Annotated in this window: 19 protein-coding genes; 12 read left to right on the top strand and 7 right to left on the bottom strand. The window is 62.0% G+C overall.

Translation table 11 applies throughout. The features are described from left to right. The first annotated feature begins 117 nt into the window (after positions 1-117). The 5 genes from BN32_RS01605 (at position 118) to BN32_RS01580 (ending at position 5,354) form a co-directional block, all read left to right on the top strand. Entirely contained in the window at positions 118-1,260 is a 1,143-nt protein-coding gene (locus tag BN32_RS01605; RefSeq protein ID WP_019195498.1) for an ATP phosphoribosyltransferase regulatory subunit, read from the top strand. Beyond that, positions 1,257-2,234 (top strand): ATP phosphoribosyltransferase, encoded by a 978-nt coding sequence (hisG, locus tag BN32_RS01600; protein ID WP_019195497.1) that lies wholly within the window; start codon positions 1,257-1,259, stop codon positions 2,232-2,234. The genes BN32_RS01605 and hisG overlap by 4 nt, the downstream gene beginning before the upstream one ends. Before the next feature lie 168 nt (positions 2,235-2,402). Further along, positions 2,403-3,479: a glycosyltransferase family 2 protein gene (locus BN32_RS01590; RefSeq protein ID WP_019195495.1), complete on the top strand. Its 1,077-nt coding sequence runs from the start codon at positions 2,403-2,405 to the stop codon at positions 3,477-3,479. Beyond that, positions 3,476-4,327, top strand: coding sequence for a ChbG/HpnK family deacetylase (locus BN32_RS01585; RefSeq protein WP_019195494.1), 852 nt, complete (start codon positions 3,476-3,478; stop codon positions 4,325-4,327). Before BN32_RS01590 ends, BN32_RS01585 begins: the two co-directional genes overlap by 4 nt. Before the next feature lie 199 nt (positions 4,328-4,526). After that, positions 4,527-5,354: a DUF2076 domain-containing protein gene (locus BN32_RS01580; protein ID WP_040425842.1), complete on the top strand. Its 828-nt coding sequence runs from the start codon at positions 4,527-4,529 to the stop codon at positions 5,352-5,354. Between the two features lie 69 nt (positions 5,355-5,423). Here the strand turns inward: BN32_RS01580 and BN32_RS01575 are convergent, their stop codons facing one another. Beyond that, entirely contained in the window at positions 5,424-6,209 is a 786-nt protein-coding gene (locus BN32_RS01575; protein ID WP_040425841.1) for a L,D-transpeptidase, read from the bottom strand. Positions 6,210-6,498: 289 nt separating this feature from the next. Here BN32_RS01575 and BN32_RS01570 point away from each other — a divergent pair, with 289 nt between their 5' ends. Beyond that, positions 6,499-7,269 (top strand): protein phosphatase CheZ, encoded by a 771-nt coding sequence (locus BN32_RS01570; protein ID WP_019195491.1) that lies wholly within the window; start codon positions 6,499-6,501, stop codon positions 7,267-7,269. Positions 7,270-7,308: 39 nt separating this feature from the next. Here the strand turns inward: BN32_RS01570 and BN32_RS01565 are convergent, their stop codons facing one another. Continuing rightward, positions 7,309-8,505, bottom strand: coding sequence for an MFS transporter (locus BN32_RS01565; RefSeq protein ID WP_019195490.1), 1,197 nt, complete (start codon positions 8,503-8,505; stop codon positions 7,309-7,311). Between the two features lie 59 nt (positions 8,506-8,564). Beyond that, positions 8,565-9,089 carry a hypothetical protein gene (locus BN32_RS01560; protein ID WP_019195489.1) on the bottom strand — a complete coding sequence of 175 codons (525 nt, stop codon included), beginning with the start codon at positions 9,087-9,089 and terminating at the stop codon, positions 8,565-8,567. Between the two features lie 315 nt (positions 9,090-9,404). Between BN32_RS01560 and groES the strand changes: the two genes are divergently transcribed. The 4 genes from groES (at position 9,405) to BN32_RS01540 (ending at position 14,375) form a co-directional block, all read left to right on the top strand. Next, positions 9,405-9,701 carry a co-chaperone GroES gene (groES, locus tag BN32_RS01555; protein WP_019195488.1) on the top strand — a complete coding sequence of 99 codons (297 nt, stop codon included), beginning with the start codon at positions 9,405-9,407 and terminating at the stop codon, positions 9,699-9,701. 82 nt (positions 9,702-9,783) lie between these two features. Continuing rightward, positions 9,784-11,439 (top strand): chaperonin GroEL, encoded by a 1,656-nt coding sequence (gene groL, locus BN32_RS01550; protein ID WP_019195487.1) that lies wholly within the window; start codon positions 9,784-9,786, stop codon positions 11,437-11,439. A 150-nt stretch (positions 11,440-11,589) separates the two neighbouring features. Beyond that, complete coding sequence (locus tag BN32_RS01545) at positions 11,590-12,792, top strand: hypothetical protein (RefSeq protein ID WP_019195486.1); 1,203 nt, start codon at positions 11,590-11,592, stop codon at positions 12,790-12,792. A gap of 41 nt (positions 12,793-12,833) precedes the next feature. Further along, positions 12,834-14,375 carry a phytoene desaturase family protein gene (locus tag BN32_RS01540; RefSeq protein WP_019195485.1) on the top strand — a complete coding sequence of 514 codons (1,542 nt, stop codon included), beginning with the start codon at positions 12,834-12,836 and terminating at the stop codon, positions 14,373-14,375. A gap of 7 nt (positions 14,376-14,382) precedes the next feature. Here the strand turns inward: BN32_RS01540 and BN32_RS01535 are convergent, their stop codons facing one another. Next, positions 14,383-14,787 (bottom strand): META domain-containing protein, encoded by a 405-nt coding sequence (locus BN32_RS01535; protein WP_019195484.1) that lies wholly within the window; start codon positions 14,785-14,787, stop codon positions 14,383-14,385. A gap of 164 nt (positions 14,788-14,951) precedes the next feature. Then, positions 14,952-16,616, bottom strand: coding sequence for an L-lactate permease (locus BN32_RS01530; protein ID WP_019195483.1), 1,665 nt, complete (start codon positions 16,614-16,616; stop codon positions 14,952-14,954). Positions 16,617-16,917: 301 nt separating this feature from the next. Between BN32_RS01530 and BN32_RS01525 the strand changes: the two genes are divergently transcribed. Beyond that, complete coding sequence (locus BN32_RS01525) at positions 16,918-18,666, top strand: ABC transporter ATP-binding protein/permease (protein ID WP_040425332.1); 1,749 nt, start codon at positions 16,918-16,920, stop codon at positions 18,664-18,666. 161 nt (positions 18,667-18,827) lie between these two features. On the opposite strand, the gene BN32_RS01520 is transcribed toward BN32_RS01525, so the two are convergent. Next, complete coding sequence (locus BN32_RS01520) at positions 18,828-19,817, bottom strand: TorF family putative porin (protein ID WP_040425840.1); 990 nt, start codon at positions 19,815-19,817, stop codon at positions 18,828-18,830. Positions 19,818-20,232: 415 nt separating this feature from the next. Between BN32_RS01520 and BN32_RS26655 the strand changes: the two genes are divergently transcribed. Further along, the gene (locus BN32_RS26655; RefSeq protein ID WP_019195480.1) at positions 20,233-20,661 is read left to right on the top strand and encodes a hypothetical protein; all 429 of its coding nucleotides are present in this window, start codon (positions 20,233-20,235) and stop codon (positions 20,659-20,661) included. Positions 20,662-20,669: 8 nt separating this feature from the next. On the opposite strand, the gene glcF is transcribed toward BN32_RS26655, so the two are convergent. Next, positions 20,670-22,037, bottom strand: coding sequence for a glycolate oxidase subunit GlcF (gene glcF / locus BN32_RS01510; RefSeq protein ID WP_019195479.1), 1,368 nt, complete (start codon positions 22,035-22,037; stop codon positions 20,670-20,672). Positions 22,038-22,043 lie beyond the last annotated feature (6 nt).

The following is a 22,043-nucleotide window of genomic DNA, read 5'->3' as shown; positions in this document are numbered from 1 at the left end:
GTTGCATTCCGGGCGAGCTCTCATTAAGCCCTTTTCCGGATCGTCGTCGAAACCACGTCATTCCCGTGTTAAGGGACTGCCGATTCAAGCCTTTTACATCCCGTTGGACACCGAAGAATGAGCCAGACCAGTGCCGCAACCGCGACCGGGTCCGCCACACAGGCGGAGGCCTTGCTGCAGACATTTGCGCGGGCTGGCTACACCCATGCGCGGCCGCCGATCCTTCAGCCGGCGGAACCGTTTCTCGATCTGTCCGGCGAGGACATCCGCAAGAGCCTCTACCTGACCACCGACGCAACCGGCGAGGAACTGTGCCTGAGGCCGGATCTCACCATTCCTGTGGCACGCGAATACCTCGCGTCACAGCGCGCCGGCGCGCCCGCCGGTTTCTACTATCTCGGGCCGGTGTTTCGCTATCGCGGCGGTGCCGCCAGCGAATTCAACCAGGCCGGCGTGGAATCCTTCGGCCGGCAGGATCGCGCGGCGGCCGATGCCGAAATGCTGGCGCTCGGCGTTGAGGCCGCAGCCGCGTTCGGCGTCGCTAGTGTCGATATCCGCACCGGCGACGTCGCGCTGTTCGCGGCGCTGATCGATGCGCTCGATCTCTATCCGGTGTGGAAGCGGCGGCTGATCAAGGATTTCAACCGAAAGATTTCGCTGGCGCAGGATCTTCAGCGCCTGACGCTGGAGACAGGCAAGACCCGCAATGAATATGAAGGCGTGCTGGCCGCGCTCGCAGGCTCGGACCGCAAGGCGGCGCTGGCGCTCGTCACCGATCTGATGTCAATCGCAGGCACCAGCAATGTCGGCGGGCGCACGGTGTCCGAAATCGCCGACCGTTTCCTCGAGCAATCAACACTCAAGGGCGGCGCATTGCCGCGCGACGCGCTGCAATTGATCGAACGCTTTCTCGCCATCGCCGGCGAACCGGACGATGCGGCAGGTCAACTGCGCACGCTCGCCTCGGACGCCAAGCTCGATCTCAATGCCGCCATCGATCAGTTCGAAAGCCGTACCGGTTTCATGGCTGCACGCGGCATCGACACCAAGACAATCCGCTTTTCCACCGCGTTCGGACGCGGCCTCGATTACTACACCGGTTTCGAATTCGAACTGCACGCCAAGGGCAACAGCACGGAACCGCTGGTTGGCGGCGGACGCTATGACGGATTGCTGACGCGGCTCGGTGCGCGCACACCCATTCCCGCAGTCGGTTTCTCGATCTGGATCGAAGCGCTTTCGCAAGGGAGCGCTGCATGAGCACGCCGTTCGTCGTCGCCGTTCCGTCCAAGGGACGGCTGCAGGAAAACGCTGAGGCCTTCTTCGCGCAGGCCAACCTGACGCTCGCCAAGCCCCGCGGTGCGCGCGAGTATCGCGGCACCATGCCCTGCCTCGACAATGTCGAGATCGCCTATCTCTCGGCCAGCGAAATCGCTGCCCAGCTTGCGCGCGGCGCGGTGCATCTCGGCATCACCGGCGAGGATCTGATCCGCGAGAACATTCACGACGCCGACAAGCGCGTCATGCTGATCGAAAGCCTCGGCTTTGGCAGCGCCAACGTCGTTGTCGCCGTGCCACAGGCGTGGATTGACGTGCGCACCATGGCGGACCTCGACGATGTCGCGACCTCGTTCCGCGCCCGGCACAACCATCGCATGCGGGTGGCGACCAAATACATCAACCTGACGCGCAATTTCTTCGGCAGCCACGGCGTCGTCGACTACCGCATCGTGGAAAGCGCCGGAGCCACCGAAGGCGCGCCTGCGGCGGGAACAGCCGAGCTGATCGTCGACATCACCACCACCGGGGCCACGCTGGCAGCCAACGGACTGAAGGTGCTCGACGACGGCGTGATGCTGCGCAGCCACGCCAATCTGGTGGCCTCACGCGACGCCGACTGGTCGGACAGCGCACGGGAGACGGCGCGGATCATCCTCGATCACATCGCGGCCAGCGCCCGCGCCCGCAAATACAAGGAAGTCCGCACCCGCTTCGCGGCCTGCAATGCCGCGCTGCTGGCCGAAGCCCACAACCGGTTCGGCGTGGTGTCGCCGTTCGGCGGGCCGACCTCATCGGGCATGGTAACGCTGCACTGTCCGCCGGCGCAGCTTTACGCGCTGGGGAGTTTCCTGCGTGATCACGGCGCGGAGACGGTATCGGTCGCATCACTGGATTACGTGTTCGATCGCGACAATCCGCTTTTCGTCAAACTCCAGACTTTCCTTGGGCAATAGGATTTGCGCCGGTGGTTCGCGGCGGTGCAACCAGACGCCGCAGGCCATCGCACCCGTGGCGACAGCGCGCGGCGATTACCATATGATGGCTGTGAGCATGATACCGAAACATGAGAAGCGATTTTCGGATCGCATCATGCCCGGACGCAACGCGCTGGAAACCGATCGATGACGCCGAGTGCCGATATTTCGAACCTATCAGGCAGCAGCCGCGCTCCGGCAGCGCAAGGCCTTTCGAGTCATGGCCTTTCGGGTGAGGGCCTGTCGATCGTCGTGCCCGTTTACAACGAGGCGGCGGGGCTCGCGCTGCTGCACGAACGCCTGTGCGCGCTTGCCGGCACGCTTAGACAAACCTACGGCCTCGCCTGCGAAGTGGTCTATGTCGATGACGGCTCAAGCGATGCGACGCTGAGCATTGCACGCGGTCTGCCGCCGGCGGCGCTCGACGTGCAGGTGGTGTCGCTGTCGCGCAATTTCGGCAAGGAAGCGGCGTTGATGGCCGGGCTCGATCATGCCCGCCGCGGCGCCGTGCTGTTCATGGATGGCGACGGTCAGCATGCGCCCGAACTGGTGGAGCAGCTGGTCAAGCACTGGATCGTGGACGGCTACGATGTCGTCTATACCGCGAAGGCGCACCGCGACAACGAATCCGCGCTGCGGCGGCTCGCCGTGCGCACCTTCTACATGCTGATCAACTGGGGCGCGCGGCAGAAGATTCCGGAGGATGCCGGGGATTTCCGCCTGCTATCGCCACGCGCTGCGGCCGCCCTGCGGCAACTGCCGGAGCGCAACCGCTTCTTCAAGGGGCTCGCGACATGGATCGGCTTCAAGCAAATCCGTGTCGATTACGAACCGGAAGCCCGCGCACATGGCGTCACGACGTTCAGCCCGGGCCGCCTGCTTGGTCTGTCCATCGAAGGCCTGACTTCGTTCTCGGTGGCGCCGCTGCGTGTGGCGAGCCTGCTCGGGCTGCTGCTTGCTTTCGTCGCCTTCCTGTTCGGCCTGTCGATCCTGTGGGAGACCGTCGTCAGCGGCAAATCGGTTCCCGGTTATCCCTCGCTGGTGGTCGGCCTGATGACCATTGGAGGCGTGCAGTTGATCATGATCGGCGTGATGGGCGAATACATCGGCAAGATTCTATCCGAGATCAAGGCGCGGCCGATCTACTTCGTCGCGGAGCACAGCGTGAAGAACGCCGACACGTCGATCGCCGCCGACAAGACACCGCAGACCGCGGCTGAATGAACGTGGAGACGCCGCCGCGCCGCATCTGGCTGTGCGCCGACGACTACGGCATGAGCCCCGGCGTCAATCGCGCGATCCGCGAACTGATCGGCAAATCGAGACTCAATGCAACTTCGGTGATGGTGGTCGGCGCCGCCGTCGACCGCACCGAGATCGACGCATTGATGCAGGCCGTTGCTGCCAACCCAAACTGCGCCATCGGATTGCACGCAACTCTGACTGCGCCGTTTTCTCCGCTAACGATGCATTTCAAGCCGCTCGACGGCGGACAATTTTTGCCACTCGGAAGACTTTTGCGCGCAAGCCTGTTGCGGCGGCTCGATCCGGAAATCATCCAGGCCGAACTGCTGGCACAGATCGCCGCCTTCAGGAAGATGTTCGGGCGTGCGCCCGATTACATCGACGGCCATCAGCACGTGCAGTTGTTTCCGCAAATCCGAGATGCGTTTCTCTCCGCAGTGTGGGACGCCGCCCCCGGCGCGTGGGTGCGCCAGTGCGGCCGCAACCTCCCGCTGAAGCAGCGGATCGACAGCCCGAAGGCGCTGCTGCTCGATGTGCTGAGCGAGACGTTCCGCCAAAGGAGTGCCCGCAGCGGTATTGCGTTCAATCCCGGCTTCGCCGGCGCCTATGACATGGTGCGCGGCCGCGAATTTTCCGACGCGATGCAGGGCTTTCTCAATGGCCTGCCGGACGGCGGACTTGTGATGTGCCATCCCGGATTCGTCGACGAGACGCTGGTCAGCCTCGACAACGTGACTCATCAGCGCGAACGGGAGTTCGCGTTTCTGAGCAGCGACGACTTCCCGCGCCTGTTGACGACGAACAGCGTCACGCTCGATCGGGCCTGATGGCTCGATGCAGGCTCTGCGTCTGGACATGATCTTCCCGAAAGCCGGTTTCCACTTTTCGAGGATCACGCGATAAGTCTTTTTGTCGCACCGCGATAACCGGATTTCCTAAATTTAATCCGCGCCGGGACTTAACCCGACACAATGCGGCCTTACATCATGACGCGCATTCGCACGCCGGATGCTTCAGGAGGATGTTATGACGCCACAGGAACGCCAACTCGTTGACGATCTGTTCGACCGCCTAGCGAGGCTGGAGACGTCGCCACGCGAGCCGGATGCGGATGCCGCGATTGCACAAGGTTTGCGCCGCGCGCCCAACGCCGTCTATGCGCTCGTGCAAACCGTGCTGGTGCAGGACGAAGCATTGAAACGTGCCGATGCTCGCATTCAGGAACTTGAAGGCAGCGCGCAGCAGCAGCCTCCCGGCGGATTTCTCGATTCAATGCGCGATGCGATTCTCGGCCCCGGCCAGAATCGCGGCTCGGTGCCAAGCGTTCGCCCTGGCGACAGCGCGCAGCGCGGCCCGGTGTGGAACAGTGGTCAGGCATGGGGCCAGGCCGATGCGCGCATGGCCGGCGAGCCGCGCAACGCAGATCCCCGCATGAATGATCCAAGGCTTAATGATCCGAGGGCTGGAAATCCGGGCGGCGGATTGTTCGGCGGCGGCAATGCCGGTGGCGGCGGTTCGTTTCTCGGAACAGCCGCGGCAACGGCGGCCGGCGTGATCGGCGGCTCGATGCTGATGAACAGCATCCGCGGCATGATGGGCGGCGGCAGTCAGCAGCAAAGCCTTGGCAACACCGCCGAGTCCGGCGGCAGCAAGATGCCATGGGACAACAGCCAGTCCTCGGGCAATCTCGCGCGCGATGCCGGCGTCAATGACGTCGGCAAGAGCGGCAGCGGTGATAGCCAGCGCCAGAGCTCCTACGATCAGGCGCAGGCCGATGCCGATCAGGACCAGGATCAAGACCAGGATGACGGCGATTACGACGACTTCGATGATGGCGACAGTGATTACGCCTGATTGATTTCGCCATCGGGCAAACGAAAACGGCCGCTGGATTCAGCGGCCGTTTTTATGAAATCCGTTTTCTCAGATAACGATGACGCGCGTGCCGACATTCACCCGGCCGTACAGATCGATCACGTCCTCGTTGCGCATCCGGATGCAGCCCGACGACACGGCGGTGCCGATGGTCCAAGGTTCATTGGAGCCGTGAATGCGATACAGGGTCGAGCCGAGATACATCGCGCGGGCGCCCAGCGGATTTTCAGGCCCACCTTCCATGTGACGCGGCAGATCGGGACGGCGCCTGAGCATTTCCGGCGGCGGCGTCCATGCCGGCCATTCCTTCTTGGCGGAAATCGTCTTCACGCCCGACCATTCGAAGCCGGGTTTGCCAACGCCTATGCCGTAGCGCAGCGCCTTGCCGCCGCTCTGCACCAGATAGAGAAACCTGTTTGGCGTATCGACCACCAGTGTTCCCGGCGCATGCCTGCCGCCGTATTCAACGACCTGTTTTTCGAACTTCGGATCCATCCCCGGGCGGCCGGGCTCGATCCCGACGTCGCCCTGCCTCGTCTCGTAACGATACCGCGGATCCATCGACGGCATCTGCTCATATCGCTGTTCGTAGCGCGGCGCCCGATAGTTCGGATCGCCGGACTGACCGCCGCTGAAAAGGAACTCGATCAATCCGCCGCCCATATTGGACCGCTCCTGATAGGCAACTCGGATCGGCATCGGCGAAGCTGACGGCTGCGCGTAGATCACACGCGGCGCGGCTGGCGTGTCGTCATCGAATGCGAAAGCCTGCATTGAACTGGCGCCAAAACACACTGCGCCGGCCATGAGCGCGAGGGACATTCTTCTGGTCATCGACGTACTCTGCACTGTTTCGTCGTTGACGCGCGGACAGCGCGCCTGAACACGCTCCATTTAGATTTTAAATCGCGTCGGTTTGGTAAACGAAACCGGGTTTTGGATTCACCACGTCAACACGTGCGGGGTGTTCTTCGCGGTAGCGTTTATTTTCGATGAACTCAGCAGCTGCATGGTTAATCGTTGGTTTGCGCGGCGTTGCGCATTGTGACCGCTGCGTTCCCGCTCGAAACTTCGCGTTAAATGAGAGCAGGTTACAAACGGCTCCTCAAGAATGGGGAGACCAATGGCCGTCCAGCGTAAGCGATTTCGCATTGAAAGAATTCAGTCCGGCGATATGCCGATACTCGATAGCGCAGAGGGTGACGTCACCCCGCATCATCATCAGATTATGAGCGAGTTGCGCGCCATTCGCGCGCAGATGGCGTCTCACCATCAAGGCCCGGTCACCGAGCAGGACGAAAGCCCGTCGGCGCAGGAACTGACGGAAGCTCAACGGCTCCTTGGAAGCTATCGCGCGCAGATCGAGCAGTGCGAAAAGCTGAAGGTCGAGCTCGATTTGATCCACGACGCCATCAATCGCACCAAGCAGGAGATCGCCGTGCTGCACGGCAAGAGCTTCAGCGGCGACGAAATGGCGAAAGTCACCGGCGAACTGGGCGCGGTTGTCGGCGGAACCGAAGAAGCTACCCAGCAGATCCTCGAAGCCGCGGAAGCGATCGATCAGGCCGCGAGCGCGCTTGGCAAGGCGATGTCGCCGGACCAGCAGGCTCAGCTCAGTGAAGACATCCAGGATCGCGTCGTCAGCATTTTCGAGGCGTGCAACTTCCAGGACCTCACCGGCCAGCGCATCAACAAGGTGATGACGACGATGAAGTTCATCGAGCATCACATCAACGTCATGATGGAAATCTGGGGCGGCGTCGATGCGATCAAGCAGCACGCGCCCGCCATCGTCGATTCCCGTGTCGGCGATGCCCGTCTGCTGAACGGCCCGAAGGGCGTGGACGAGGAAGGCCACGTCTCGCAGGACGATATCGACGCACTGTTCGACTAACTGATGCAAACCCGGAGCACCGCTCCGGGTTTTCCGGCCTTACGTGGGTCGCCGAAGCACCGCGAAACACGCCAGCGCCAGCAGGATGCCTGCAATCGAGACTTCAAGCGCACCCTGATCGGACCAGCGGTCGATCACGTATGCCAGCGCGAAGGGCGCCAGCGCCTGGAGAATTTGCGCCGGCCGGGAGATTCGCCCCACCACACGCCCATATCCAACGGCCCCGAACATCGCCAGCGGCAAAGCACCGCGAGCAATCGTCACCACGCCGTTGGCCGCGCCATACATCAGGGCGAACAGGGCCGCGATCCCGGTGGAGAACCCTGCCGCTGCCAGCAGAATGAAGGCGCAGGCCATCAGCGCCATCGAGACGCGCGCCACCCAGAGCGGATGCAATCGCCCGCCGGTCATGAAATCGGCAAACCGCGTCAGAACCTGAGCAGGCCCGAACAGCGCTCCAATGAGCACAGCAGTCCCGGCATCGAGACCGCCGCGTTGCAGGATTGCAAGCAGATGCGTGGACGTGCCGGACAGCACGAAGGCGTGGGCTGCAAATCCCGTGGCCATCAGAATGAACGGCAGGCCGTTCGGCGGAATGATTTTGGCCGGGGCGGGTATCGGAGCGCCCGCGACCGGCGGTGCCGGCACATGCACCGCGTGGCGCGGCAGGGCGAATGCGTGGAGAGGCGCGACGATGAAAACAAGTACGCCCGCGAAAACGAAATAGGCGCTGCGCCATCCGCCGTGTTCAATCAATAAATGGGTCACGGGCCATGCCACGGTGGAGGCGAGACCGCCGGCAAACGTCACCAGCGTGATCGGCCGCCGCGACGCTATTCCGAAGATGCGGGTCAGGGTGGTGAATGCCGGATCATAGAGGATCGACGCCATCGCGACGCCGAGCAGCATCCAGCCGAGAATATAAAGCCAGTATTGATCCGCCAGCGGTAGGATCAACAGGCCCAGCGCGCCGATCAGCGCGCCGAAGGCCATCACCAGATTCCCGCCGTGGCGATCGATCAATCCGCAAGCCAACGGGGCACACACACCCGAGACACCAAGCGCGATGGACAACCCGGCCAGTGCCTGCGCCAGCGACCAGCCATGATCGGCGGCGATATGCGTCATGGTGAGCGCGGGCGGATAAAACAGAACGCCCCAGCCCAGCACCTGTGTGACGGAAAGAACAACGACCGCGCGGCTCGGGCCGGAGCTTAATACCTGCAGCCCGGCCATTGCGCTTGCATTTCCCCGACGTTCAAAATCATCCGTCCGCCGGGTTCAGGTCCGGCGCCTCAGGCGCGCGGCGCGCAGCGAACGTACACCATGGTGCCATAGCGGCTGGAGGCATCCTTGTCGATAAACCGCGTCATCAACACCCGTCCGTCGAACGAGACGATCTCACGATCCTTCTCTCCGCCGACCGGACCAGCCGGGCCGATATAGTTCTTGCCGCTCTGGCTGCCCTTCAGGCGCAGTTCCTGCGGCGTGGCTTCATCCGGCAGATGCATGATGACGCCGCCGCTGGCGCCCTGACCAATCACGTAGGGATTTTTGCACTGGCCACGCGCCGCAGCTTCGGTACGGGCCCGATCTTCCGGTTTGTGGAACGAGGCGAGCCCCCAGCGACCGACGACTTCATCGGCCCTGATAGTTGCGGGGACTTCAGGAGCCATCGCCGGTTCCTGCACGGTCGCCTGGCCGCCGCCGAAGCCGCCGAAACCGCCCCCACCACAGGCTCCCAGAAAACCCGCCAGGAGCGATACGGCTGCTAGCGTGACGGTCTTGGAGGCGTTGGTTCGTTCGCTCACTTTGGTCATGGTGTCTCCCGGCAAGAACACGTGGCTGCCTGCCGAACCGACAGACCCACCGTCACACTGCGTGAGCTGACCCCAATACGCAGCGTTCCCCTTTATGGTTTCCAGATCATCCTATATTGGCCTCACCAAGGCCTTAAGAGCCTTGCTTGACAGGATCAGCGGCAACCCATATTCCGGCCTCGTCATTAGCACTCTTGGAGCGCGATTGCTAAGGGCAAGGCTTCGTCCCCTCAAGGGGTTAGCTGAGCCCATTATCCACGGCCCGCGCCCCACCGCACGTCAAATCTTACCTAACCAACGCCCAAAGGACATCCGATGGCCAAGACAACTTTTCGCCCGCTGCATGATCGTGTCGTCGTCAAGCGCATCGACGCCGAAGAGAAGACCAAAGGCGGCATCATCATTCCCGACAGTGCCAAAGAAAAGCCCTCGCAGGGTCGGGTCGTCGCCGTCGGCCCCGGCGGCCGCGACGAAGCCGGCAAGCTGATCCCGATCGACCTGAAGGCCGGTGACACGGTGCTGTTCGGCAAGTGGTCCGGCACCGAAGTGAAGCTCGACGGTGAGGAACTCCTCATCATGAAAGAGTCCGACATCATGGGCGTGCTGAACTAAGCACACCCCTTTCCATCTGCCGTCATCCTTCGAGGCTCGCACCTCAGGATGACGGAAACACACATCACCAGGAGTAAACCCCATGGCTGCCAAAGACGTTAAATTCTCCGGAGACGCGCGCGATCGCATGCTGCGCGGCGTCGATACTCTCGCCAACGCCGTCAAGGTGACGCTCGGTCCGAAGGGCCGCAATGTTGTCATCGACAAGAGCTTCGGCGCTCCCCGCATCACCAAGGACGGCGTCACCGTCGCCAAGGAAATCGAACTCGAGGACAAGTTCGAGAACATGGGCGCGCAGATGCTGCGCGAAGTCGCTTCCAAGACCAACGACACCGCGGGCGACGGCACCACCACCGCCACCGTGCTGGCTCAGGCGATCGTGCGCGAAGGCGCCAAATCGGTTGCCGCCGGCATGAACCCGATGGACCTGAAGCGCGGCATCGACATTGCTGTGACCGCCGTGGTCAAAGACATCGAGAAGCGCGCCAAGCCGGTCGCCTCCTCCGCCGAAATCGCGCAGGTCGGCACCATTTCGGCCAACGGCGATTCCACCATCGGCTCGATGATCGCCAAGGCGATGCAGAAGGTCGGCAACGAGGGCGTCATCACGGTTGAAGAAGCCAAATCGCTCGACACCGAAGTCGACATCGTCGAGGGCATGCAGTTCGACCGTGGCTATCTCTCGCCGTACTTCGTGACCAACCCCGAGAAGATGACCGCCGAACTGGAAGACGCTTACGTGCTGCTGCACGAGAAGAAGCTGTCCGGCCTGCAGGCGATGCTGCCCGTGCTCGAAGCCGTGGTGCAGACCGGCAAGCCGCTGCTGATCGTCGCGGAAGACATCGAAGGCGAAGCTCTCGCGACGCTCGTCGTCAACCGTCTGCGCGGCGGCCTCAAGGTCGCCGCCGTCAAGGCGCCGGGCTTCGGCGATCGCCGCAAGGCCATGCTGGAAGACATCGCGATCCTGACCGGCGGTCAGCTGATCTCCGACGATCTCGGCATGAAGCTCGAAAGCGTGACCCTGAAGATGCTCGGCCGCGCCAAGAAGGTTGTGATCGACAAGGAGAACACCACCATCGTCAACGGCGCCGGCAAGAAGGCCGACATCGAGGCGCGCGTGAACCAGATCAAGGCGCAGGTCGAGGAAACCACCTCGGATTACGACCGTGAGAAGCTTCAGGAGCGTCTGGCCAAGCTCGCTGGCGGCGTCGCGATCATTCGCGTCGGCGGTGCCACCGAGATCGAGGTGAAGGAAAAGAAGGATCGCGTCGAGGACGCGCTCAACGCGACCCGCGCAGCCGTTCAGGAAGGCATCGTCCCGGGCGGCGGCACCGCGCTGCTGCGCGCCAAGAAGGCTGTCGGCCGTATCCAGAACGACAATTCTGACGTTCAGGCCGGCATCAACATCGTGCTGAAGGCGCTCGAAGCCCCGATCCGCCAGATCGCCGAGAACGCCGGCGTTGAGGGTTCCATCGTTGTCGGCAAGATCCTCGACAACAAGACCGAGACCTTCGGCTTCGACGCGCAGAACGAAGAGTATGTCGACATGGTCGCCAAGGGCATCATCGATCCGGCCAAGGTGGTTCGCACCGCCCTGCAGGACGCAGCCTCTGTCGCCGGTCTGCTGGTCACCACCGAAGCCATGGTCGCCGAGCTGCCGAGGGAAGCAGCACCGGCGATGCCGGGCGGCGGCGGCGGAATGGGTGGCATGGGCGGTATGGGCGGCATGGGCTTCTAAGCCCGCGTCCTTCGCCTCAACGACATCAAAGGCCGCCCGAGGGCGGCCTTTTTTATTGTCTCATATCCAAGAATCACCGCGACAATCCGTCCCGCTTTTGAGATTGTCCGGCGCTCCACTCGCAAACGGCCCCTGATTCAGGATCAACACATGCGCGCATTGATGATTGGCTGCACCCTCGCACTGGTGGGGGCTGGCTCCAGTCCAGTGGTCCACGCCCAGGCCGCAAAGGACGCGAAGGCTGCACCGGTCGCGAACGAGATTCGCTATTTCAATTCGCTGGGCGACTTGCTCGGCGAACTACCCGTCGATGCCTTCATCAAGGAAACCCGCCAAGGCGGTAAGGTGACCTCGGCGCTGCTCGACGTTTGCTATTCCGTATCGACCCACTCGGACCGAAAAGACCGGTTCACCCTCGATCTGAAAGTAGAGGGCGAGAAGCTCTCCGGCAGCGGACAAAGCACCGAGAACAAAACGCCGGTGACGGTCAGCCTGATCCGCAAGGGGACCAAGTCGGTCTCGTTCGACGGCAAGATCACGCTGGGCGGCCAGCTCACCTCGGTGTCCTCGCCGGACAACTCGGACGTCGATGAAAAGGAATTCCAGCAGTCGCAGGTGGTCGATGACGACCTCAGCGAAATGCCGAAGGATTTTACCCAGGTGTCCCCGCAATCGGTGGCGGTGCAGGTCAAGCGCGAGAATTTCGCTGACCTCGTCAGGAGCCTGAAGGGCCAGAACGTGCAGATAGCTCTCGACAGCATCGCAACCGATTGCAATGCGCTGCGCTCGGGCTATCAGATCCTGCGTCTTTTCATCGATCCGGCGCGTGCATCCGATCTGATTGCAAGCCTGAAGACGGCGACCGGCGTGGTCGCCGCAGGCTGGACCTCCGGCACCTATGACATGGAGCGGGCAATCCGCTTCGCCACCGGCGACTGGAGTCAGGGCGGAAAACTGAACCGGGACAAGTTCGCGTCGGCACTGACGGCGATCGCGGCGAACGTCATGGGCGCCAAAACAGCGACAACGACCTGGAACGACGCCACCGGCGAACTCACCTTCACGCTCAAGCGCCCGAGCCAGTTGGCGCCGGCGCTGGACCTCACCGAAACGCTGGAAATCACCGCGCTGATCAGCCCGGACAAGCCCGGCGGCTCAGACCGCCTGATCGTCTGGCTGGGCATTCCGTCGAGCAAGACCACGGATGAGACGGCCGGCCCTCAACTGCAGTTCTCGGAGAATTCCGGCGGCGAGGAAGAGAGCACATTCAATGACGACGACGGAATGATCAAGGCAGTTGCCACCGAACTGAAAGGTCAGCGCTGGGACACCGACAAGGCAACATGGAAATAGCCTGCCTTCCCGTTCCCGCCCGCCACAGGATTCGATAGCGCATGGCGGGCTATGACGCCGTCATCATTGGCGCGGGCCTCGGCGGTCTCACCACCGCCGCGATTCTGGCGCGTGCGGGGCGCAAGGTCGTTGTGATCGAGCGCAGCAATTCGGTCGGCGGCGCAGCCTCCAGCTACAAGGTCGGCGACCTGTTCGTCGAAGGCTCGCTCCATGAAACCAGCGACCCGCACGATCCGCGCGATCCCAAGCACGACCCGTTGAAGCGCGCCGGTGTGCTCGACGCCGTGACGTGGGCTCCGTCGGGCACCCTCTATGAAGTGCGCGGCGGCCCCGTCGGCGCGCCGCTCACCCTGCCCGACAATTTCGATGCGAGCCGACGGGCGTTGATCCAGCGGTTTCCGGATGCGCGCGACGGAATCACGCGCCTGCTTGGCGAAATGGAACAGATTGCGTCCGCAGCGGGCGGACTCTCACGAAGCACTCTGCTCAAGTCCCCACGGCGAACTTTCGACGCGTTGCGCAATGTACTACCCGCGATCCGCGACTGGAATCTGTCGCTGTCGCAGAAACTCGACCGGGTGTTCGGCGGTAACGAAGCCGTCAAGGCTGCGCTGGCAGCGAACCTGTCCTACTATCATGACGATCCGGCGACGACCTGGTGGGTGTTCTTTGCCGCCGCTCAAGGCAGTTACCTGCTGAGTGGCGGACGTTTCGTGCAGGGCGGATCGCAACGGCTCTCCAGCTCGCTGGCGCGGGCTATCAAGTCCGCAGGCAGCGACGTGATCCTGCGGCGGACAGCAACCACCATCAGCATCGATTCAAACGGCCGCATCACAAATATCACGCACACTGCAAAGGACGGCAGCGATCCGCAGACCGTCGAGACCACACGCGTCATCGGCAACGCCGCGCCGGAGATACTGGCCGCGCTGCTGCCCGAAGCCAGCGCTGCAAAGCTCGTTGCCGCCTACGGTCATCGGCAACGATCGATCTCGCTGTTCTCGCTCACGCTCGGCCTGTCGAAGCCGCCGCGCGAACTTGGCGTCAGCAGTTACTCGACGCAGTTGCTGCCGGACTGGATGACGAGCCTCAGCGATTATGCCGATGCGGCCGTGCTGATGGCCGATGAGCCTCTTGAGCGGATGCCGCCACTGGCGATCGTCGATTATGCCGCCATCGAGTCAGGTGTCCCCGCACCGCCGTACGTGCTGTCAGTCGTCGGGCCCGATCTGCTGTCGAACTGGACCGGAGGCGATCAGGACAGTTACCGCGCCAAGCGCTCCCGCTGGCAGGACGCCCTCGTCGGATATCTCGACGGACACTATCCCGGCCTGGCGCAATCCATCGCGGCATCAACCTTCAACACCGCGCTCTCCGTGCGGCAGTATCTCAGCGCACCACAGGGCGCTGTCTACGGTTTCGCGCCGACACCGCCGCGCTCGCTGTTCAGCGCACCGAAACGATCGCCGGCGACGCCCATACCGGGACTGTATCTTGCGTCGGCCTATGCCGGATTCGGCGGATACACTGGCGTGATCCAGTCGGGCGGAGCGTGCGCGGACATGATACTCGGCGAACGCTGAGACCCGCTCAGTTTGTACTCAGCCGAAACCGCAACGTCGTCGCACCGACGAACGAAATGAAATCGCCCTGCCGCTTCCAGGTCGCCGCCGTACCGAGCGCATTCAGCAACGCGTCGTCAGCTTGGGCACGCTCGGGTGTACAGCCGCGATCCTCCATCGCGCCGGGAACGAAAATGACAGTGTCGTTGGCCACCGAGAATTGTCCCTTGCCGACCTTGCACCACAGGTCCAGCGTGGCCTCACCGTTGTCGCCGATTTCGAGCGTCGGAATTTTCTTCGATCCCGGCTGCGGGCGGGCCTCGAGGGTCATTTCAAGACCGAACGGAAATTCACTGGCGGCATGGGCCGGCGCATAACCGGTGATGCTGGCTGCGAAAGCAAGGCCAGTGATAGCGCGTCGCAGAACCGTCATGGGTGACCTCAACAGATTTCAACCGCGCGCGGTTCTAGACGTTTGCATCTGAATTTTCCAGTGCGCGCGCGGATCAAATTGCGCCCGGCGCTGACGGAAAAGCAAAACAAAATCCCCGCAGCTTGCGCCGCGGGGATCCTTTGATGCGTTACAGCAGGGACGATTTACTTCAATACCATCGCCGTGAACGGGTAAACGTAGGCTTGCAGCATCACGAGAACGCCGACAAGACATGCCAGCACGATCGAGTGCCAGAACACGTAGCGAAGGATAGTGCCCTCGTGGCCGTACCAGTTGGTCGCGGTGGAGGCCACCACGATCGACTGGGCGTCGATCATCTTGCCCATGACGCCGCCGGAGGAGTTCGCAGCCGCCATCAGGATCGGCGAGATGCCGAGCTGTTCCGACGTGATCCTCTGCAGGTTTCCGAACAGCACGTTCGATGCCGTGTCCGAACCGGTCAACGCCACGCCCAACCAGCCAAGCAATGTGCCGAAGAACGGATACAGCACACCGGTCGCGGCAAACGCCAGACCGAGGGTCGCATCGACGCCCGAGAGGCGCGTCAGTGTGCCGATCGCCAGCATCGCCGAAATCGTGATCAGCGAAATCGCGCAGATCTTGATGGTGCGGCCGTATTCTCCAATCAGCTTGGCGGGCGAGAAGCCCATCAGGATGCCGGAGATGATCGCCGCGATCAGCATGCCCGTTCCGGTGAACGACAGATAGGTGAAGGAAAATACGGCCCCTTCCGGCGTCGGCTTCGCAGCCACCGGCGGCACCTTGTTGATCATGTTGTGCAGGTCGGGAACAGGATAATTCCAGGTGAAGATCGAGTTCGCCCAGGTCTTGAACGCGCCCGTGCCCCAGATCAGCATCACGACGCAGACGATGATCCACGGCAGCATCGCACTCCAGAGTTGCGACTGCGTCAGCGGCGTGGTGTCGAGCGGCGTAGGCGCTTTCATCGTCGCGGCTGAATCGTCGTTGCTGCGCAGCGCCGGCGACGTCCACAACTCCTTCGGCTGCCACACCTTCAGGAACAGGATAAGCGCACCCATCGAGATCAGCGATGCGCCGATATCGACGATCCAGGGATTGATGTAGTTCGAAATGACGAACTGCGGAACAGCGAATGAAACGGCGGTGACCAGAATGGCGGGCCATACCTGCATCATGCCGCGCCATCCGGCGAAGGCCCAGATCACCCAGAATGGCACCAGCAGAGAGAAGAACGGCAACTGCCGTCCGACCATCGCACCCAGAACATACGGGTCGAAGCCGGTGACAGACGCGAGGCCCTGGATCGGGGTGCCGAGCGCGCCGTAAGCGACCGGCGCGGTGTTGGCAATCAGCGACAGACCGGATGCGGCCAGCGGCGAGAAGCCGAGGCCAATCAGGACCGCGCCCGTGATCGCGACCGGCGTTCCGAAGCCGGATGCACCTTCGAAGAAAGCGCCGAATGAGAACGCGATCAGCAGCAACTGAATGCGCCGGTCGGTCGTGACGCCGCCGATCGCACGCTGCAACAGTTCGAAACGTCCGGTTTCGACCGTGATGCGGTAGAGAAAGATGACATTGAGCACGATCCAGCCGATCGGGAAGAATCCGACGACGACACCGAGCAGCGACGCGCGGATCGACATGCCGGCTGGCATCGTGAAAACGAAAATCGTGATGATGTTGGCGACGATCAGCGCGATGATGGCAGCGATATGCGCCTTGACCTTGCCGCTCGCGATCAGCACCAGAAGCGTGACGACGGGGATGGCGGCCGCGATCGTCGACAGCGCGGTGTTCCCCAGCGGATTATAGATTTGATTCCACATTGTGGTTCCTCCCCACGTCATTGTTGGCAACGCCCGACCAGAGCGTGGTTGGTCAACGGGTCTGCATGCCGGAGAGCACAAGCGTGTGATGGAAACCGTGAGCGTAGGGCCAGGCCCCAATACGCTCACAATGCCGCTTGATGAACGGCCTCCCCAGCCCTTCTCCGTCGGCGGTATGGTAGTGTGAACACCGCAAGATGGACAAGATGTCGCAGCCCAAGCGTTTTGCGACTTTAGTCGTAAAGAGACAATTTGTGACGTTTTTCCAAAGCCTTAGAACTCTTTCAAGGAGAAACTTTCTGTGAATGGTATCGGCTCAACACTTAAAACGGTGTGGCGGATTGCAGCGCCTTACTTCCGCTCCGAAGACAAATGGGCCGGCCTTGCCTTGCTGACCGCGGTGATCGTGATCGAACTCGCGACCGTCGGCATCAATGTCCTGCTGAATTCCTGGAACAACCGCTTCTACAACGCCCTTCAGGAGCGCAACTGGGACAGCTTCGTCTCCGAGATTCTCTACTTCACCATCATCGTCACGATCTTCATCATCATCGCGGTCTATCAATTGTATCTGAACCAGTGGCTGCAGATCCGCTGGCGCAAATGGATGACCGAACGCTACCTCGGCGAATGGCTCAGCCACGCCAATCACTACCGGATGCAGCTCCAGGGCGATGCCGCCGATAACCCCGACCAGCGCATCACCGATGACGTCAAGCTGTTCGTCGACCGCACGCTGAACATCGGGGTCGGCCTGTTGAATTCCGTCGTCACGCTGGCCTCATTCGTCGTCATCCTCTGGACCCTGTCGAGCGCCGCACCGCTGCACCTGTTCGGCAAAGACATCGATATTCCGGGTTACATGGTCTGGGGCGCGCTGGTCTATGCGGCGCTCGGCACCTGGCTAACCCACCTGATCGGGCACCCGCTGGTCGGGCTGGATTTCAGGCAACAGAAGTACGAGGCGGATTTCCGCTTCAACCTGGTGCGCGTCCGCGAGAATTCCGAACAGATCGCCTTGCTTGAGGGCGACAGCGCCGAACGCCAGCGCCTGCTGACACGATTCGGGTTCGTGGTTGAAAACTGGCTCGGCATCATGAGCCGCACCAAGAAGATCACGGCATTCACCGCGAGTTACTCGCAGGCCTCCGTGATCTTTCCCTACATCCTCGTCGCGCCGGCCTACTTCGCCAACAAGATGCAACTCGGCGGCATGATGCAAACCGCATCTGCCTTCGGCAGCGTGCAGGGCGCGTTGTCGTTCTTCATCTCGACCTATCGCACCCTCGCCGAATGGCAGGCCGTGGTCGCCCGCCTCAACGGCTTCGAGGCCGGAATCGATGCGGCGAAGGCGCTCGCGGTGAGCCCCGGCTCGATCCAGCCCGTAGCCACACCGGATTCGGGGGTCATTGCTCTCGACGACCTGCTGCTCACCTTGCCGAACGGCAAGCCGCTGGTGCAGACCTCCGGCTTCAGGCTGCGCAGCGGCGAACGCACACTGGTCACCGGACCGTCTGGTTCGGGAAAATCCACCCTGTTCCGCGCCATCGCCGGGATCTGGCCTTTCGGCAAGGGCACGATCGCGATTCCGAAAGGCGCGTCATTGATGATGCTGCCGCAGCGTCCGTATTTTCCGGTCGGTTCGCTTGCGTCCGCAATCACCTATCCCTCGAAGGACAAGACCTACAGCGCTGCTCAGCTCGGCGACGTCCTGAACCTCGTCGGCCTGCCCGCGCTGGCGGCACGGCTTGACGAGGAAGGACACTGGAACAGGACGCTGTCGCTCGGCGAACAGCAGAGGCTCGGCATCGCCCGTGCGCTGCTGCACACCCCGCAATATCTGTTCCTCGATGAAGCCACCGCGTCGCTGGATGAGCCGTCCGAGGCCCTGCTCTATCGCCTGATTGCGGAGAAGCTGCCCGACACCACCATCGTCTCGATAGGACACCGCAGTACCCTCGAAGCGTTCCATCAGCGCGAGGTTTCGCTGGTGCGATCCGGCGAGCAGTTCACGCTTGGCGACAGCGAGCGGCCCGCGACGGTAGCGTGACCAACCCTTGAGCCCGTGCCGGCCATGATTCCCGCCGCACCCAGCGGTGCGAAGGCGAACGCTGTCAGCAGCAACGCTGCCGGTGAAAGCCGGCGCGGCGGGACTCAAAGAAAAAGGGCGGCAGATTTCTCTGCCGCCCTTAGATCTTCAGATGAAGAAGACTACTTCAGAGCGCCGAGGGTCACGTCGGCCGAGAGCTTGGCGATGAACTGATCGCCGCACCACTTGGAGCCAAAGCCACCTGGGTTGATCGGGCTGAACGAGCCGGTCTGCTGGGCGGTGAAGTCACCGGTGAACGCGTTACAATTGGCCTTCGACAGGTCGGTGCCGGAGTAGCGCAGGTCGAGCGTGAAGACCTTGTAGGTGAAGCCAACGCCGACGTTCCAGGTGTTGTAGTCAGCGTAGTTGATGCCGTTAGGTCCCAGCGCGATCGCAAGCGAATAGAACGAGTCGGTGGTGCCGAGCCACTGGCGGCCGAATTCACCCGACAGATAGGCGCCGATGCCACTGGTGCCGAACAGGGTGCCTGGCGCGGTCAGCTTGGCCGTGATCGAAGCGTAGGTGCCTTCGGCACCCGAATTCAGGAAGCTAGGGGTGTAGTAGACGTTGCTGCCCACCGCAAAGTAGTCGTTAAAGGTGTAGTTCACCTTGCCGTAGACTTCATAGAAGTCGAGATTTCCCTTGAGCGCGTTCAAGCTGGGAAGAACGGCATTCGCACCGACCGGGCAAACAAGGCCGCCGCCAAGCTGGCCGTCGGTGCACTGTCCGCCCGGATACAGGTAGCCCCAGACACCGAAGTCGAACGCGAAGGCGCCGAAGGTCGGACGGATACCGGCGTACACATCGATTTCAGCAGCCGCACGGTTGGTGAAAGAGATGCTTTCACCGGCAACACCGGCGTAGAGCTGCAGGTTCGGATTGATGTTGTAGCGCGGCTCGAAGTAGGCAGCGACCGAACCGTTTTTGTTGGACTGCGTGATACCGCGGAACACATAGTTGCTCATGATCGACGCGCCGAAGGCGACGTCCCAAGGCGACACAACAACCGGTGCTGGAGCCTTGGTGTAGACCTTCCCGAGATCGGCAGCCGATGCCGAACCCAGACCCATCGCAACAGCAACTGCTGCGATCGACAAACTTACTTTCTTCATGACGATCCCCATCATCGTTTAAAATCCAGTCGGATTGCCGAAGGTCCGAATGACATGCGTAAATCGACTGCGCGGTATTCAATTTCGTGACACAACACTGGTGGTCAAATTCACGTGCGGGAAGCAAAAAACCCAAGCAATTGCTGCCTTTTTAGGCGTTTCAAACCGTCCAAATTCGGTTCTGCCGCAGTGTTGCATTCCGACAACAAATTTCGGCCTCAATTCAACACAGTGGCCAGGGTCCGTTCGACAAGGACACCGTGCCAGCCCGCGATACTCCCAAAAGATGATCCGGGCACCCGGGCCTGATTCTGATTCGCCTTTCCCATCCCCAGAAACAGGAAAAGCCGCAGCGACCCGCTGCGGCTTTGCAGGAGGAAATCACGGGCCTGCCGAAGCAGGCCCCTGATCTCAGTTGTTGCTGTCGTCTCCGCCGGAACCGAAGCCCGACGACCAGCTGGGGGTCGGAGCCGGACTGGACCAGCTCGATTCGGCTGCCGGTGCCGGCTCGGATGCCGGGGCAGGAGCAGGCTTCGGGGCGCGCATCTTGGCTGCCTTTTTGGCAGCCGCCTTCTTCGGAGCGGCCTTCTTGGGAGCGGCCCTTTTTGCAGATGATTTCTTCGCAGATTTCTTTGCCGACTTCTTGGCGGCTTTCTTGGAAGCCTTCTTGGCGGACTTTTTCACAGCCTTCTTCGCCGACTTCTTGGCGGATTTTTTCGCCGACTTCTTCGCAGCCTTCTTGGTGCTCTTCTTCGCCATCAGCTTTTTAGCTTTTTTGGCCTTCGATTTCTTCTTCTTTGCCTTAGCCATTGTGGTCCTCCTGTTACCGCCAGCCCCACCTTGAACCGGCGCTCAAGCACTCCCAACGTGGGGGCCCTTCATTGATCTCATCAACAAATCCGGCCGAGGCCCGCCTGTCGCCCAATCGAGCAGCTCAATCGTATGCACCACTGGGACTGACGTTCCGTCGGCACTTTCCACCGAGCCTATCTGCACCATGCAACCGATGTTACCGGCAGAGATAACGTCCGGCTTCGTCGATGCGATGTTGGCGATCTTCCGTTCGCGCAGTCGCTTCGCAATGTCGGGCTGGAGGATGTTGTACGTTCCTGCCGAACCGCAACACAGATGACTCTCAGGCACATCTTTCACCACGAATCCGCTCTTGGAAAGCAATTCTTTCGGAAGCTGCGTGATTTTCTGTCCGTGCTGCAACGAACACGCGGAGTGATACGCGACAACGAGATCGCTTTTGCTTTGCGGCCAGGCGATATCGATGCTGGCGACGTACTCGGTCACATCCTTCGCAAGAGCCGAAATACGTGCGGCTTTTGCTGCAAAGGCCGCGTCCTCGCGCAGCATGTAGCCGTAATCCTTGATGGTGGTCCCGCATCCCGACGTGGTCACCAGAATGGCGTCGAGGCCGTTCCTGTCGATCTCATTTGTCCACACCTCGATGTTCGCCCTCGCGCGCGTCAGCGCATCGCCGTCGCGGCCCATGTGATGGGTCAGCGAGCCACAGCACTGTTCGTCTGCCACCAGAACGACCTCGATACCGTTGCGGGTCAGGATCCGGATCGCCGCCTGATTGATCCCGGGCGAAAGAACCTGCTGGGCGCACCCCTGCAGAAGCGCGATGCGGCCACGCTTTCGGCCCTCGGCAGGGAAGACCGTACCGCCGGACGGCCCCGGCAACGGCAATCGACCCGGCGCGAGCGCGAGCATCGCGCGCAGCCGGTCGAAGAAGGTCGGCGTGACCTGGCGTTTGGGGGAAGCCGGCAGCAATGCAGCGAACGGCCGGGCCAGCCGGGCTGCGATCATGCTGGCACGAAACAGGCCGGGACGCGGCAGGACCTGCGCAAGAACGCCGCGCAGAAACCGCTCGGACAACGGCCTTGAATACTCGTCCTCGACCTTCACCCGCGCCTGATCGACGAGGTGCATGTAGTTCACCCCCGACGGGCAGGTGGTCATGCAGGCAAGGCACGACAGGCAGCGATCGATATGCTTGACCACCTCCTGCGTCGGCTTGCGGTCGTTCTCGAGCATGTCCTTGATCAGGTAGATCCGGCCGCGCGGACTATCGAGTTCGTCGCCGAGCAGGACGTAGGTCGGACAGGTCGCGGTGCAAAATCCGCAATGCACGCAGGCTCGCAGGATCTTGTCGGCCTCGCGAATGTCGGGGTCGGCGAGCTGGGCGAGGGAAAATTCGGTCTTCATGACGTC

The organism is Afipia birgiae 34632 (genome assembly GCF_000308295.2).
In the GTDB taxonomy this organism is placed as follows: Bacteria; Pseudomonadota; Alphaproteobacteria; order Rhizobiales; family Xanthobacteraceae; genus Afipia; species Afipia birgiae.
The sequence above is the reverse complement of the archived record's forward strand: the minus strand, read 5'-3'. Positions and strand labels throughout refer to the sequence as shown.

Excerpts from the sequence above, each read along its gene's own strand:
- BN32_RS01540 (WP_019195485.1), top strand. The coding sequence starts at position 12,834 with ATGGCGGGCTATGACGCCGTCATCATTGGCGCGGGCCTCGGCGGTCTC.
- hisG (WP_019195497.1), top strand. The coding sequence starts at position 1,257 with ATGAGCACGCCGTTCGTCGTCGCCGTTCCGTCCAAGGGACGGCTGCAG.
- groES (WP_019195488.1), top strand. The coding sequence starts at position 9,405 with ATGGCCAAGACAACTTTTCGCCCGCTGCATGATCGTGTCGTCGTCAAG.
- BN32_RS01570 (WP_019195491.1), top strand. The coding sequence starts at position 6,499 with ATGGCCGTCCAGCGTAAGCGATTTCGCATTGAAAGAATTCAGTCCGGC.
- BN32_RS01585 (WP_019195494.1), top strand. The coding sequence starts at position 3,476 with ATGAACGTGGAGACGCCGCCGCGCCGCATCTGGCTGTGCGCCGACGAC.
- BN32_RS01580 (WP_040425842.1), top strand. The coding sequence starts at position 4,527 with ATGACGCCACAGGAACGCCAACTCGTTGACGATCTGTTCGACCGCCTA.
- groL (WP_019195487.1), top strand. The coding sequence starts at position 9,784 with ATGGCTGCCAAAGACGTTAAATTCTCCGGAGACGCGCGCGATCGCATG.
- BN32_RS01520 (WP_040425840.1), bottom strand. The coding sequence starts at position 19,817 with ATGAAGAAAGTAAGTTTGTCGATCGCAGCAGTTGCTGTTGCGATGGGT.
- BN32_RS01565 (WP_019195490.1), bottom strand. The coding sequence starts at position 8,505 with ATGGCCGGGCTGCAGGTATTAAGCTCCGGCCCGAGCCGCGCGGTCGTT.
- BN32_RS01535 (WP_019195484.1), bottom strand. The coding sequence starts at position 14,787 with ATGACGGTTCTGCGACGCGCTATCACTGGCCTTGCTTTCGCAGCCAGC.
- BN32_RS01530 (WP_019195483.1), bottom strand. The coding sequence starts at position 16,616 with ATGTGGAATCAAATCTATAATCCGCTGGGGAACACCGCGCTGTCGACG.
- BN32_RS01545 (WP_019195486.1), top strand. The coding sequence starts at position 11,590 with ATGCGCGCATTGATGATTGGCTGCACCCTCGCACTGGTGGGGGCTGGC.
- BN32_RS01590 (WP_019195495.1), top strand. The coding sequence starts at position 2,403 with ATGACGCCGAGTGCCGATATTTCGAACCTATCAGGCAGCAGCCGCGCT.
- glcF (WP_019195479.1), bottom strand. The coding sequence starts at position 22,037 with ATGAAGACCGAATTTTCCCTCGCCCAGCTCGCCGACCCCGACATTCGC.
- BN32_RS01575 (WP_040425841.1), bottom strand. The coding sequence starts at position 6,209 with ATGACCAGAAGAATGTCCCTCGCGCTCATGGCCGGCGCAGTGTGTTTT.
- BN32_RS01605 (WP_019195498.1), top strand. The coding sequence starts at position 118 with ATGAGCCAGACCAGTGCCGCAACCGCGACCGGGTCCGCCACACAGGCG.
- BN32_RS01560 (WP_019195489.1), bottom strand. The coding sequence starts at position 9,089 with ATGACCAAAGTGAGCGAACGAACCAACGCCTCCAAGACCGTCACGCTA.